Here is a 13,180-nt window from a genome sequence, read left to right on the forward strand (position 1 = left end):
ATCGTCCGGACCGACTGGCTGTAAGTTGCGGCATTCATTGCGCACCCTGAAGCAAGACGGAATACGGAGCTAAAATGAGTATTGATTACGATACCGACTATGATGTCGGCCAGGATAATGTGCAGGTCCTGGGGATGGATCTGCACAATCCTGTTTTCTTTATCAGTGCCGTGCTGGTGATTGCCTTTGTTGCCGGAACACTGGCATTTCCGGAAAGTGCCAACGGCATGCTCAATGGCGCCAAGGGTTGGGCTATTGAGCATTTCGACTGGTTGTTCATGGTCAGCGGTAATATTTTTGTGCTGTTCTGTGTGGCGCTGGCGTTGTTGCCTACCGGGAAGATTCGTCTTGGTGGGCAGAAAGCCAAACCGGAGTTCTCCACACTGTCCTGGTTTGCCATGTTGTTTGCCGCCGGCATGGGCATCGGCCTGATGTTCTGGAGCGTGGCAGAACCGGTGGCCTATCTGAACGGCCAGTGGTACGGCACTCCGCTGGGGGTGGAAGCCGGTTCCGAAGAGGCCCGCCATATGGCCATGGGTGCCACCATGTATCACTGGGGCCTGCATCCATGGGCGATCTATGCCGTGGTGGCCCTGTCGCTGGCGTTCTTCTCCTATAACAAGGGCATGCCGCTGACCATTCGCTCCGCCTTCTATCCCATTCTGGGTGAACGCTGCTGGGGCTGGCCCGGGCATATCATTGATACCCTGGCAGTAGTGGCAACGATTTTTGGCCTGGCCACTTCTCTGGGCCTCGGCGCGCAGCAGGCGTCGGGTGGTCTGCATTTCCTTTTTGATACGCCCAATGCCATCAATGTACAGATCGCCATTATCTTTGGTGTGACAGCGGTGGCGGTGATCTCGGTGATGCGTGGTCTGGATGGTGGCGTGAAAATTCTCAGTAATATCAACATGACGCTGGCGCTTTTCCTGTTGTTCTTCGTGATTATCGCCGGCCCGACGTTACTGATTATCACCGGCTTTGGCACCACGGCTGTGGATTATCTGTCCAATATCGTGCCGCTGAGTAACTGGATCGGTCGCGAAGATGATGCCTGGTTCCACGGCTGGACCGTGTTCTACTGGGCCTGGTGGATTTCCTGGTCACCCTTTGTGGGCATGTTTATCGCCCGTATTTCCAAGGGCCGCACGGTACGTGAGTTCATTACCGCAGTACTGCTGGTGCCGACCATCATCACCATTATCTGGATGTCTGCCTTTGGTGGCTCCGGTCTGAATCAGGCTATTAACGGCGTTGGCGAATTGGCCGGTGGCATCAGTGATGCATCTCTGGCCCTGTTCCAGATGCTGGAAAACATGCCCTTTACCAGCATCATGTCGTTCCTGGGTATTGTGCTGGTATTGGTGTTCTTCGTGACGTCCTCGGATTCCGGCTCACTGGTGATTGATTCCATTACCGCTGGCGGCAAGCTGGATGCACCGGTTCCACAGCGCGTTTTCTGGGCTGTGATGGAGGGTGTTATCGCCGGTGCCCTGCTGTATGGCGGTGGCAAGGAAGCACTCAAGGCCCTGCAATCTGGTGCCGTAGCTACCGGGCTACCGTTTACCTTTGTCCTGCTGCTGATGTGCGTCAGTCTCTACATGGGACTTTCTGCAGAGAGCAAGCGGCTCAAGGCACTCAAAACCGCTTGATTGTAATGACTAGGAAAGAAAAAATGCCCGCATCAGCGGGCATTTTTTTGGGTGATATCATGACCTGGCAGGCCACGGTGACCGGTTTTACGCAGGATGAGCATAGCGACTGGGTAATGTTGCTGTCATGCGGCCATCGCCAGCATGTGCGCCATCAGCCACCCTTTATCAATCGTCCCTGGGTGACCAGCGAAGCCGGGCGTGCCCGGCATATGGGGATGGTGGTTACCTGTACCCAGTGTCAACGGGGTATGCCGCTTCCCTCAGACAGTGATGGGTGAGGAATCCCGCAGCCGGGTATGACGGTTGATGGTGTGTTGCAGTCCGAACAGCGCCGGCAGGTGCGGGCCGACCACGCCTTTGCCGGTGGTCAGCAGGGCGCCGCTCAGTGCTCGTTGGGGGTCCGCCCAGCAATAGATGCTGATAAAGCCCAGGTGACCAAAGGCGTGGGGCGCGCCGGGACCGAACATGCCCATGCCCCGGTTGCCCAGCATGAAGCCGCTGGAAAAATTCAGCGGCAGGAACAGGCTGCGGTCAAAGCGCGGGCGGTGGTAGGCCGGCTGCAGGGCACGGGCCACTGTTTCCGGCTTGAAGATCTGTTGGCCGTTGTAGAGGCCATCGTTGAGCAGCATCTGGAAGAAGCGGCTGGCTTCCTCGGCGGTGGCATAGAGGTTGCCCGCCGGTACGATGATGTCCTGAAAGCGGTCATCATTGGTCACATCCACCACTTCATCGATGCTGCCGCCCACCGCATAGGTCAGAAACAGATCCACCAGTTTCATGGGCACGCCGGTGGACACATCCCGGGCACGTTCGGGGCCGGTCTGCCCAAAAGTGAAATATTTCATGCCCATGGGCTGACGGATCACCCGGTCCAGGGTGGCGTTGAGGTCTTCCCCGGTTACCGTCTCCACGATGGCGCCGAGGATAAAACCGGCGGTAATGGCGTGGTAGGCTTGGGTGTTGAGGCCACTGGGTTTGGCTTCGCACAGCAGATCAATGATCTCCTGGGGGCGGTAGAGAATCTCCGGTTCCACCTGTGCCGGGGGGCGGGGGATGCCGGCCTGATGCGTCAGCAGATGGCGGATGGTGGTGCGGCCCTTGCCATTCTGGCCGTATTTGGGCAGATAACGGGTGACCGGGTCATCCAGATCCAGCTGCCCGGTTTCCACCAGATGATGGACCATCATGGCGGCCACCACCTTGGACGCGGAAAACAGACAGACCGGAGTATCCGGGGTCATGATTCGCTGGCTCTCCGGGTCTGCGTAGCCGATGCTGCGGTCCAGCATGATCTCGCCGTGGCGACGCAGGCACAGGCTGATGGCTGGGCTCATGCCTCCCCGGTAGAGCTTGCGGGTGGCCCGCCAGATGGCTTCTACCTGTTCGGACCCCATGCCGGTTTTCTCTGGTGGCGCTTCCTGCCCCTGACGGATCAGGCCGTCCAGGCTGCGGGGAATGGGGGTGCCATGTTTGCTGAGCAGGCGGTTGATGCGCGGACGTAAAGCCATAAAAGTCTCTGGTAACAAGTCGTGCCGGACCCGAAATGACGGGATAAGTATCAATATAGTGTTTATTGTGAAAGGACGACATTGTCCACGGGGGAGGCTCCTCTGCAATGGTCGCCCGTGCCATCATGATGGCGCCATATCACAATGTTTTGACCGTACCGGCCGAGAGCTCTGCGTTACACTGTCAGGTAACCGTGTACGACAGCCGCAGGTTACAAGACTTTGAGCCCCGGTCCTTGCAGGATCAGGAGGTTATACTCAGAACAACAGCGGCATTTTCAGGAGGTTACGTGAATACCATCAAGCAATCCGATTTTCAGAGTTTCGCCGAGTTTTATCCCTACTACCTGCAGGAACACGGTAATCCTACCTGCCGCCGTCTGCACGTTGTGGGGACCACGCTACTGCTGGTATTGCTGGCGACAATCATCACCGGGGTGTTGAGTGCCTGGTGGCTGTTTGCCCTGCCGGTAGTAGGCTACGGTTTTGCCTGGGTCGGCCACTTTTTTTTCGAAAAAAACCGCCCTGCCACTTTCAAGCATCCTTGGTACAGCCTGATGGGCGACTTTGTCATGTACAAGGACATCCTCACCCGTCGTATTGATTGGTAAACAATCGCCGCATTCAGACGATCCCAAGCTGCTTAAGTGTCGTCTGGTGCATGCCAGCATGAAGCGTTGTCATGACCGCAGTTCAATATTTTCAGCCCGGCAACCATGGACAGGACGACAGCGATCTTCCTGATCTAGACTGCCGGGAAAACATAGATGCCATGGTGCATGGTTTTTATGGCCGGCTTCTGGATGACCCGGTGATGGCGCCCATGTTTCTGGATGTGGCCGCTATTGATCTGGACAAGCACCTGCCGATCATCTGCCAGTACTGGCACAAGATGCTGTTGGGGGATCGCGACTACCGACGCCATATGATGGCGAAGCATCGGGCTCTGGATGACAAGCAGCCGCTAACGGGGGAACATTACGAGCGCTGGCTATGGCATTTCATGAAAAATCTGGAAGGGCGTTTTGCCGGGATTTGCACGGAGAAATCTAAACGTATCGCTACCCGGGTGATTGATAACCTGCACTCCCAGATCAGCATTCGCAGGGGCCGTAGAGGGTGAGGTAACCCTCTACGGCCTGTAGCCGCAGACAGCGGTTTACACTGTGACTTTTTTTTCAGAGAGGGTCTGTAGAATCCACTCACCGCCAGTTCGGAAGGTATCAGCGGTTCCGAAAGTATCCTCCATGTATTGAAAGTAAGTGACTTTTCCGCGGTTGTTCACTTTGGCAAAGATGGCAAAAGGGGACTGGCATGCTTTATCCAGGGTGCGGGAACGTAAAGTAAAACTTCCGAAAATGGCCACGTTCTCACCATCATCAAAGGCGGCCTGTGGTGTGAACTCGTCTCTTATCCAGTGTTCGTCAACGCCTTTAAAGGTATCAGTGAAGCCATTCTGGCCATGATGGGTGCCGGCCCACGGCATGATAGTTTTCAGGTTTTCATTTTTGTAGTTCAGTGACACATATACAAAATCCTCAGATAGATATTGATTTACATGCTCTGGATTAGCTGGGTCTTCAAGCAATGTTTGGATGATCCGGGTAGGTGTCATGGATTGACTCATCATTTTCTCCTCGGTGGTTTTTCAATCGATATCAATGGTCAGGTTGATACGGTCGGTCGTGCTGGATTGCGACCAAGAAAAGCCGCAAGTTGAAATAGACAGATCATAAATGTGGCCAATACGATCGCTGCTTGGCGGGCCAAGAAGGAAAGTGGCTTTGCAATTACAGTGATGGTCAGTGGCTGTGGGGCTTGTGGAAGCAACTATTTGCAACACGGTTTCACTTGGCAGATAGGGGGCACAGGGGGCTTTCCATCAAGTCTCGCCTGTCAATTGGGATCATCCTTGGATATTATTTGCAGGATAATAATCTGTGTAGTGAGCAGATTTGACCTTCAGCGTTTCACTATTGGGACACTGGGGTATCAAGGGGTGGGTGGCCTTCTCTGTTCAGCGGAAGCATTGTAGGGGGGGATCGGCGGTTACTGCGTAAGTTCAGACGTGTAGTCGTTTGGCTCAACTCTCTAAGCGTCAGCCGAGTTGTCGTCCTTGCAAAGAGAGAGGAGCAGAATGGTTTCCATGCCCCATTCGCTGAGGACGAAAGCTTTCAACTACCTGTATTTTCTAATTAGTTTGGATTCAAAGTTGAAATGAGTATACGAGAAGCACTTTATTCAATAACCCGCCGAATGTGGTTGATTGGGAAATATGCTAGGCAATTGCAGAGTAACAATAGAGGGAAGGGAAAGAACTGTCAGTGCACCCATTTTCTCTGGATCTTTTCGATTTTATTGCTAGGGACAGCATCCCCCGGGATGGCAAATCAGTCATCAGTGCGAGGTACCTGGTTTCTCTCATTTGATAATGATGTTATCGCTCAGTCCGATGATGATTATACAAACGGCCTTCAGGTAGGTTGGGCATCCGGTTATCTGGAGAGTTACCTCAACGGACCTGTTCCTTCCCTGGTGGGAAAGGGGCTGGCGAAGCTCCCACTCGTTAACCGTTCTGGCCGGCAACGGTTTATCAGCCACAGTCTTTCACACCGGATTTTTACACCGAGTGACACCGAAACTGAAGAACCGATACCTGGTGATATGCCGTACAGTGGACTGCTTTTTGCAACATTGACGGCAGGGGCCCAGGATGCGCATAAAATGGATGCATTCAGCCTTCACTATGGGATAGCTGGACCAAGTGCCCGTGGAGAGGAAGTACAGAATCAGTTCCATAAGATTATCGGAAGTAATGACATCAAGGGGTGGGATAACCAAATTCATGATGAGTTGCTTATAAATTTAGGTTACGAACATCGCCGCCGACTCCTCGCGATTGGAGATAGAGCCGCTTGGGGCGGCGATATAATTGGTCAGGCTGGAGCGACTTTAGGGAATCTGGTTTCAATGGCTTCTCTGGGTATCGGGGCGCGTTTTGGCTGGCATGTTCCTGATGATTTCGGTATTCCTCCGCAATTTTTTGGTGAGGAAACCATAGGTGCCAGACCATTTTCACCGGGTGAAGCGGAGAGTGGAATTTGGGGTTTTGTCCTGCTCAATGGCTCTTATTTCGGGAATGCTATTTTCTGGGATGGGAACACCTTCAAAGACAGTATGTCTGTTGACTACGATCCTGCCATTGCCCGTTTGTATGTGGGGCTACGGGGGTTCGTTGGGAAATGGAGTGGAGGAATCTCGTTGGTAACCACTACTGTGCCCTGGGACAACCCGGAAGACCGGAACTCACAAGTTTATGGTCGCTTGGGTATTCAATACACATATTGAACGCAGGGCTGTCTGATCTCTGCAACCTTTGAAACCCTGGGCTGGAGAAGGGTAGGGGTCAGCCGATGACACCCTCCTTTTTCAACGCCGCAAATTCCTCGTCACTGAGGCCCAGCTCTTCCCGCAATACGGCGTCGTTATGGCTGCCTACCTCGCCACCGGGCCAGCGGGTTTCGCCGGGGGTGTCGGCCAGTCGTGGGGTGATGGCGGGTACCTTGAGGGGCTTGCCGTTGATTTCCACCTGCTGGAACAGGCCGCGGGCCTGGAAATGGGGGTCGTTGAACATGTCGGCCACGGAGTAGATGGGGCCGGCGGGGACCCGGGCTTCTTCCAGCAGAGTCAGCACTTGCTCGCTGGGCAGGCTGCGACACCAGGCGTCCAGGGCGGTGTCGATCTCTGCCTCGTTTTTCACCCGCCCGGCGTTGCTGGCCATGGCCGGGTTGTCGGCCATGTCCGGGCGCCCGGCGGTGGTCATCAGACGTTTGAAGATGGAATCACCGTTGCCGCCGATCACCACGAACTTGCCGTCCGCACAGCGGTAGGTATTGGTGGGGACAATGCCGGTGACAGTGGAACCCGCCGGTTCACGAATCACTCCGGCGCCATCGAATTCCGGGATCACGCCCTCCAGCAGGTTGAAGACCGATTCATACAGGGCCACATCCACCACCTGGCCCTTGTCGCTCTTTTGCCGCTCGAACAGGGCCAGCAGAATTCCCAGGGCCGCGTGCAGGCCGGCAATGGTATCGCCCAGGGACAGGTTGGGGCGCACCGGGCGCTCGCCGGGGAAGCCATTCACATAACGCAGCCCGCCGATGCCCTCGCAGACCGACGCATAGCCGGGTTTGCTGGCGTAGGGGCCGGTCTGGCCATAGCCGGAGATACGGGTGTAGATCAGCCCGGGATTGTCCTCGGCGAAGCTTTCCGGTCCCAGGCCCCAGTTTTCCATGGTGCCGGGGCGGAAGTTCTCGATCACCACGTCGGCATTGCCCATCAGTTTGCGCACCAGCGCCTTGCCCTGATCGGATTTCAGATCCAGGGTCACCGACTTCTTGTTGCGACCCAGGCTGCGCCACCAGTAGGAGGTGCCGTCTTCATCCAGCTTGCGCCAGCCACGAATGGGGTCGCCACCGGGTGGCTCCACCTTCACCACATCGGCACCGAAATAGGCCAGCAAGGTGCCGGTAAAGGGACCGGCCAGCAGCTGGCCCAGCTCGATAACACGGACACCGTCCAGGGGCAGGCGGCGGGATGAGAGTTCGGGCATGGGGTCTCCGTAGATTGCGGTTTGCTGGGCCACAAGCCTAGCGGATTGGCTTGCGCAGTGGGAGTGCCTGAAATGCCCGCAGTCAATTGTCTGGGGTCAGTTTTTCCGGGGACAGTGAAAGATTAGAGCGAGTAACGAGGTACGAGTTTCGAAATGCAAAACCAGGTGGCCTTTCGCAACGCGTACCTCGCTTCTCGTAACCGGTTGTCCGACCGGAGATTTTGCCTGTCTGCCCGCAGGCTATACAATCCGCAGCCTATTATAAGATCCGCAGCCTATTATAAGGAAAGCCCATGACCCCGGAACGCTATCGTCGTATCTGCGACACCCTGGACCGCCGCCAGCCTGATCTCACCGTGATCATGGATGGCGTCCACAAGCCCCACAATATCGCCGCCATTGTGCGTACCTGCGATGCGGTTGGGATTCTCGATGTGCATGCCATTCTGCCGAACAACCGGGCGCGCATGGCCGCCGGCACTGCCATGGGCTCCCAGCGTTGGGTGCAGGTACACAAGCGTGACGAGAGCGGCAGTGTGATTCGCGAATTACAGGGGCAGGGGGTTCAGGTCCTGGCGGCGCATCTGTCCGATACCGCCGTACCCTACCGGGAGGTGGACTACACCCGGCCCACGGCGCTGCTGCTGGGCACTGAAAAGTTCGGGGTCAGCGATGAGGCGGCGGCGGCCGTGGACCAGCATGTGATCATCCCGATGATGGGCATGGTGGAATCGTTCAACGTGAGCGTGGCGGCGGCCATTATTCTGGCGGAAGCCTGCGAGCAGCGTCGCGCCAAAGGCTTTTATGATCAGCCCCGCATTGATCCGGCCCGTTACCACGAGCTGGTGTTCCGCTGGGGCCACCAGAAAATCGCCCGGCTCTGCGATGCGGAGGGGATTCCCTATCCGGAACTGGATGACGAGGGGCAGGTGAAGGACAGCGCCGCTCTTACGGCGCTGTTGCGACAGAGGCACTCACCGGACCCAGAGGTTTAGCACTGGGAGCATGGCTGACCTGCCAGTGGAAGTCGGCGGCGCCGCCTTCGCCCACCCAGGCCGGGAACCACAGGGTATTGTCCATGGTGGCGTAGCGTAGCCGGGCGATATCGATGTCCCGTTCCTCGGCCAGTTCCACCATGCGTTGCAGTATCTTGCCATGGTGCACCTGATCCACTTCCTTGATGGTGTCCAACATGGCCTGGCGCATCAGGCTGTTGAAATCATCGCGGGCGATGCCGGAAAAATTCATCCGGTTCAAGTCCGCGAGGAAGGCATCGGCCAGGGCTTCTACCGTGGTAAAACGGTCTTCTTCCTCTTGCAGTTCTCGCAAGCGCTGGTTGACCACCTCGTCATATTTGTCGAAGGCGCCATCTTCCTCGGCGTCTGCCAATGCCAGAATGGCTTCGCCCAGACTGTCCATGTCCAGATAATCCAGTTTTGGAATGGCTCCGAGTAGATCAATCACCGTGCGCGGCATGCCTTCACTCTCAAAGCCCAATCGTGGGGTAGCGCCCGGGTGGCGTTCATGCTTGGTGGTGCTTGTCTTGTCGTCCTCGTAGAACATGTTCATGGTCACGCCATTGAGGAAGGCATCGAATAAGCCATCGGGAACCACTGGCATATGGTTACTGAAAAACATTTCCCAGCCCTGGTTGGAATCCATATGCAGCCAGTCGCCGGGTAACCGGGTAGTGCCAAGGGTGTGCTCGAAATCGTTCATCACGCCATCCACGGTACCGTACTGGCCTTTACCATAGACGGAATCATAGGTGATGCGGGCGCCGTCCAGGTTATGAAAATCGATGGCGAAATGAATGCGGGGCTCACGCAGGAACATCAGGAAAAATTTCAGCACCTTGACGCTGCCAATGGCAAACCGGGAAGGAATGGTCACCGACTGTTCGTAAAAATCCACCTGGAATTTCTGGCTGAAAAAAGTCGGCAGATAGGCGTACCAGATACGCGCCTTAACCAGAATTGAGGCTCTGACCGCGCCGTCCTTGACGGCAATAGGGGTGGCCTTGATGTTCTTGCGGGTATCCAGATCCACGCGCAGATTCTGGTTGAAAATGCCGGTGCTGATGTTGACGTAGATATTGTCGATGACATTCTCGTCCTTGTGTGGCCCCAACCGCGGAGACATGCCCTTGATCTGGGTGAAATCCTTGGGCTCGTAGTCCATCTGCATCAGAGTGGTTTCGATGTGCCCTTTCTCCAGATCCACCTGCACATAGTCGGCCCGCGAGCGCTCGCTGTTATTGCGTACCAGATAAATATAACGGGGTTGGTTGCGGGGGGAATCCAGGCGGATTTCCTCCAGCATCTTGCCTTCCTTTAATGCATGCTGCTGCGGATCGAAACGGTCCCAGCCGCCGTCGCGGAACATGAAAGCCAGTTCGTCGAAATCATCAAAAATCCCGGGCTCGCCTTCCGGCTTGTGATCATTGTGACCCTCGATCCAGATCAGACCGGTCTTGTCGAACTCGTCGATCTGGAAGGGAATCGGAATCAGTTTGCCTGCCCGCACCGCCATCAGCGACAGCTCTTCGGTGGGGATGCCGTTGTGCGCTGCCAGCTCGAAGCCCTTCATCTCCATGGGGTAAAGGTAGGTGAACTGGGTGGTATCCAGCGCCTTGAGAGTACGATCGAGCTGATCGGTGGAAATATTGCGCAGGCCGGATGCCCAGCGGCTCATGGCACTGGGATCTGCCTTGTAGAAGTCCAGGAAGTGCTCGAAGTAGGGATCGGGAACGCCTTCTGTCCAGATTTCCCGTGCCTGTAATGGGCTCACCAGAGTGAGGAAAAGGGCGGTGAGACCGATCCATGCCTGTCTGCCGGTCATTTTGTTATTCTCTTGGACGATTTGAATTGGCGAAACAAGGCCCTAGGGTATGACAAGCAATCACGAAAGAGTAGGCCTTGACGCCTTGCATGAACGGCTCCACCGCGTATTACCGGCGGTATCCCTGTCCTGCCAGGTGCTGCCGAAGACGCCGCAGATCCGCTTATGGCTGCTGGATGAGTTATTTCCTGAACAGGCTCTGGACCCGCAAATCGTCAATGCCATTATGGAAGAGCCTCCATACTGGTCGTTTTGCTGGGCGTCCGGTCAGGTGCTGGCAGAGTTTCTGCTCGCGCACCCCGAGTGGGTGCAGGGTCGCTGTGTGGTGGATGTGGGGCCAGGCTCCGGGGTGGTGGCGATTGCCGCTGCCCTGGCCGGGGCCGGCCGGGTGATTGCCTGCGATCTGGATCAGGATGCGCTGACCGCGACCGCTGTGAACGCGGCAGAAAACGGCGTCGAGATCGAACTAAGCCAGGATCTGGACAGTGCGCTGGCGGCGGCGGATCTGGTGACCGCGGCGGATATACTCTACGACCGGGAAAACCTGCCATTGCTGGCCCGTTTCCAGCAGGCGGACCGGGTGCTGCTGGCCGATTCCCGGGTGCCGGATCTGGACCCGCCCGGGTACCAGTTGCTGGGCCAATGGCAGTCCTGCACCTGGCCGGATCTTGGGGAATCCAGTGAGTACAACGGGGTCAGGCTGTTCGCCTCGGAACCGTCGGCCTGAAGCAATGTCAGAAAAAATGTACGGCGTTGCTATCCGCCCTTGGCGGCCACTGCATTTGCCATACAGGAGGTGGGAAGGTCTCCACCGGTGAAAACCGTTTTTTTGCTTGTTTTCCCATTACAGGAGGAACGACGTTGTTGAATACCAAGAATCCGCTGCAACCCGTTGTCTGGATGCTGGCACTGTGTGTCATCGCCTTGTCGCCGGTGCATGCGGCGCTGCCATCCGCCACCGGCGACGGCCAGGCGCTGCCTTCGCTGGCGCCGATGCTGGAAAAAACCTCCCCGGCGGTGGTCAATATCGCCATCGAAACGCGGATCCGTACCGCCCGTAATCCACTGATGGAAGATCCCTTCTTCCGCCGTTTCTTCAATATCCCAGAGCAACAACAACGTGAGCGCCGTGCCGCCAGTGCCGGTTCCGGCGTGATCGTGGATGCCAGGGAAGGCTATGTGCTGACCAATGCTCACGTGGTGAAGAATGCGGATTCCATTGAAGTCACCCTCACCGATGGCCGGGAATTGTCAGCGGAGTTGGTGGGTACCGATGAGGAAGTGGACCTGGCGGTGCTCAAGCTGGAGTCGGCCAATGATCTGACACAAATCGCTATTGCCGATTCCACCGGTTTACGGGTGGGCGATTTCGTCGTGGCGATCGGCAACCCCTTCGGACTGGGGCAGACCGTCACCAGTGGCATCGTCTCTGCGCTGGGTCGAACCGGCCTGGGGATTGAAGGCTATGAAAGCTTTATCCAGACCGATGCCTCTATCAATCCGGGCAACTCCGGTGGCGCCCTGGTGAACCTGCGTGGCGAGTTGGTGGGTATCAACACTGCCATTATTGCCCCTGCCGGTGGCAATGTGGGTATCGGTTTCGCTATTCCCACGGAAATGGCCGAGAACGTGATGCATCAGCTGATCGAGCATGGCGAAGTTCGCCGCGGCGTGCTGGGCGTCACTGTTCAGGATCTCACCGCCGAGCTCGCAGAGGCCTTTGGGGTCGACCGCCGGAGCGGGGTGGTCATCACTCAGGTGATGGAGGAAAGCGCGGCGGAAAAAGCCGGCATTAAAAGTGGTGATGTGGTAATTGCCGTGGATGGCCGCCCGGTGAAGCGGGCAGCGGATCTGCGTAACAAGGTCGGTATGGCGCCGGTGGGTGAGAAGGTGAAGCTGACGGTCCTCCGCGATGGCAAGAAGCGTGAGATGACAGCGGTCATCCGCGAGTCGTCCCAGCAGGCATCCAGCGGCGAGACCGTCTCCAAGTACCTGGAAGGTGCCAGCCTGCGGGACCTGCGCAAGGGGGAGTTGCAGCATGCAGACAGTGGCGTGCTGGTGGACGATGTGAAGCAGGGTTCTCCCGCCTGGCGTGCAGGGTTGCGTCGCGGCGATGTGATCATCAACGCCAATCGTCAGGATGTGCAGAATACGGCAGAACTGCGCAGTGCCATTGGCGACAAGGACGGCACCCTGTTGTTGCGGGTGAATCGCAATGGCGGTGTGTTCTTTGTGGTGATCCGCTGATTGGTTGAGTTGCAAGTTTCAAGTTGAAAGTTGCAACGCGGATCAGGTTATAACCGCTCTGAGGCCGTGCCCGCGTATTAGCGCGGGCACGGCCTGCTTGTTATATGGATAAGCCAGTCCGCGCCTTGCAACTTGTAACTTGCGCCTCACTCTTCGAATTTTCCGTGCCGACCGGCGCCTTGCCGGAAACGTTCGGCGCCACCGATGGCTTCTTCGAACACAACCGGATAGCCGCCGGCGCCTTCCCGGCGCAGGGCTTCATCCTGGGGCAGATCCCATTGTTGATAGGCAGAAAGCCGGTCGGCCTGCAGGCA

General features: G+C 56.8%; 12 protein-coding genes. 8 read left to right on the forward strand and 4 right to left on the reverse strand.

What is annotated here, in order from left to right; translation table 11 throughout:
• The first annotated feature begins 74 nt into the window (after positions 1–74).
• Together KZ772_RS18490 and KZ772_RS18495 are read left to right on the forward strand one after the other, a co-directional pair.
• Positions 75–1,652: a BCCT family transporter gene (locus KZ772_RS18490; RefSeq protein ID WP_290537871.1), complete on the forward strand. Its 1,578-nt coding sequence runs from the start codon at positions 75–77 to the stop codon at positions 1,650–1,652.
• A 59-nt stretch (positions 1,653–1,711) separates the two neighbouring features.
• On the forward strand, positions 1,712–1,933 hold the full coding sequence (locus KZ772_RS18495) for a DUF3565 domain-containing protein (protein ID WP_290539500.1): 222 nt from the start codon (positions 1,712–1,714) through the stop codon (positions 1,931–1,933).
• On the opposite strand, the gene KZ772_RS18500 is transcribed toward KZ772_RS18495, so the two are convergent.
• On the reverse strand, positions 1,916–3,163 hold the full coding sequence (locus KZ772_RS18500) for a serine hydrolase domain-containing protein (protein ID WP_290537872.1): 1,248 nt from the start codon (positions 3,161–3,163) through the stop codon (positions 1,916–1,918). The two genes, KZ772_RS18495 and KZ772_RS18500, sit on opposite strands and share 18 nt — an antisense overlap.
• A 290-nt stretch (positions 3,164–3,453) precedes the next feature.
• Between KZ772_RS18500 and KZ772_RS18505 the strand changes: the two genes are divergently transcribed.
• On the forward strand, positions 3,454–3,774 hold the full coding sequence (locus tag KZ772_RS18505; RefSeq protein WP_290537873.1) for a DUF962 domain-containing protein: 321 nt from the start codon (positions 3,454–3,456) through the stop codon (positions 3,772–3,774).
• 71 nt (positions 3,775–3,845) lie between these two features.
• Positions 3,846–4,286: a group III truncated hemoglobin gene (locus tag KZ772_RS18510; protein ID WP_290537874.1), complete on the forward strand. Its 441-nt coding sequence runs from the start codon at positions 3,846–3,848 to the stop codon at positions 4,284–4,286.
• 36 nt (positions 4,287–4,322) lie between these two features.
• On the opposite strand, the gene KZ772_RS18515 is transcribed toward KZ772_RS18510, so the two are convergent.
• On the reverse strand, positions 4,323–4,778 hold the full coding sequence (locus tag KZ772_RS18515; protein ID WP_290537875.1) for a hypothetical protein: 456 nt from the start codon (positions 4,776–4,778) through the stop codon (positions 4,323–4,325).
• 641 nt (positions 4,779–5,419) lie between these two features.
• On the opposite strand from KZ772_RS18515, the gene KZ772_RS18520 reads away from it, so the two are divergent.
• Positions 5,420–6,511, forward strand: coding sequence for a lipid A deacylase LpxR family protein (locus KZ772_RS18520; RefSeq protein WP_365871158.1), 1,092 nt, complete (start codon positions 5,420–5,422; stop codon positions 6,509–6,511).
• A 58-nt stretch (positions 6,512–6,569) separates the two neighbouring features.
• Here the strand turns inward: KZ772_RS18520 and KZ772_RS18525 are convergent, their stop codons facing one another.
• The gene (locus KZ772_RS18525) at positions 6,570–7,778 is read right to left on the reverse strand and encodes a CaiB/BaiF CoA-transferase family protein (RefSeq protein WP_290537877.1); all 1,209 of its coding nucleotides are present in this window, start codon (positions 7,776–7,778) and stop codon (positions 6,570–6,572) included.
• A 293-nt stretch (positions 7,779–8,071) separates the two neighbouring features.
• Here KZ772_RS18525 and trmH point away from each other — a divergent pair, with 293 nt between their 5' ends.
• Complete coding sequence (gene trmH / locus KZ772_RS18530) at positions 8,072–8,773, forward strand: tRNA (guanosine(18)-2'-O)-methyltransferase TrmH (RefSeq protein WP_290537878.1); 702 nt, start codon at positions 8,072–8,074, stop codon at positions 8,771–8,773.
• Here trmH and KZ772_RS18535 read toward each other — a convergent pair.
• Positions 8,727–10,619 (reverse strand): hypothetical protein, encoded by a 1,893-nt coding sequence (locus KZ772_RS18535; protein ID WP_290537879.1) that lies wholly within the window; start codon positions 10,617–10,619, stop codon positions 8,727–8,729. The genes trmH and KZ772_RS18535 overlap by 47 nt on opposite strands.
• Positions 10,620–10,668: 49 nt before the next feature.
• Here KZ772_RS18535 and KZ772_RS18540 point away from each other — a divergent pair, with 49 nt between their 5' ends.
• Entirely contained in the window at positions 10,669–11,346 is a 678-nt protein-coding gene (locus tag KZ772_RS18540; RefSeq protein WP_290537880.1) for a 50S ribosomal protein L11 methyltransferase, read from the forward strand.
• Positions 11,347–11,483: 137 nt separating this feature from the next.
• On the forward strand, positions 11,484–12,866 hold the full coding sequence (locus tag KZ772_RS18545; protein WP_290537881.1) for a DegQ family serine endoprotease: 1,383 nt from the start codon (positions 11,484–11,486) through the stop codon (positions 12,864–12,866).
• Positions 12,867–13,180 lie beyond the last annotated feature (314 nt).

The organism is Alcanivorax sp. (assembly GCF_019431375.1).
Taxonomy (GTDB): Bacteria; Pseudomonadota; Gammaproteobacteria; order Pseudomonadales; family Alcanivoracaceae; genus Alcanivorax; species Alcanivorax jadensis_A.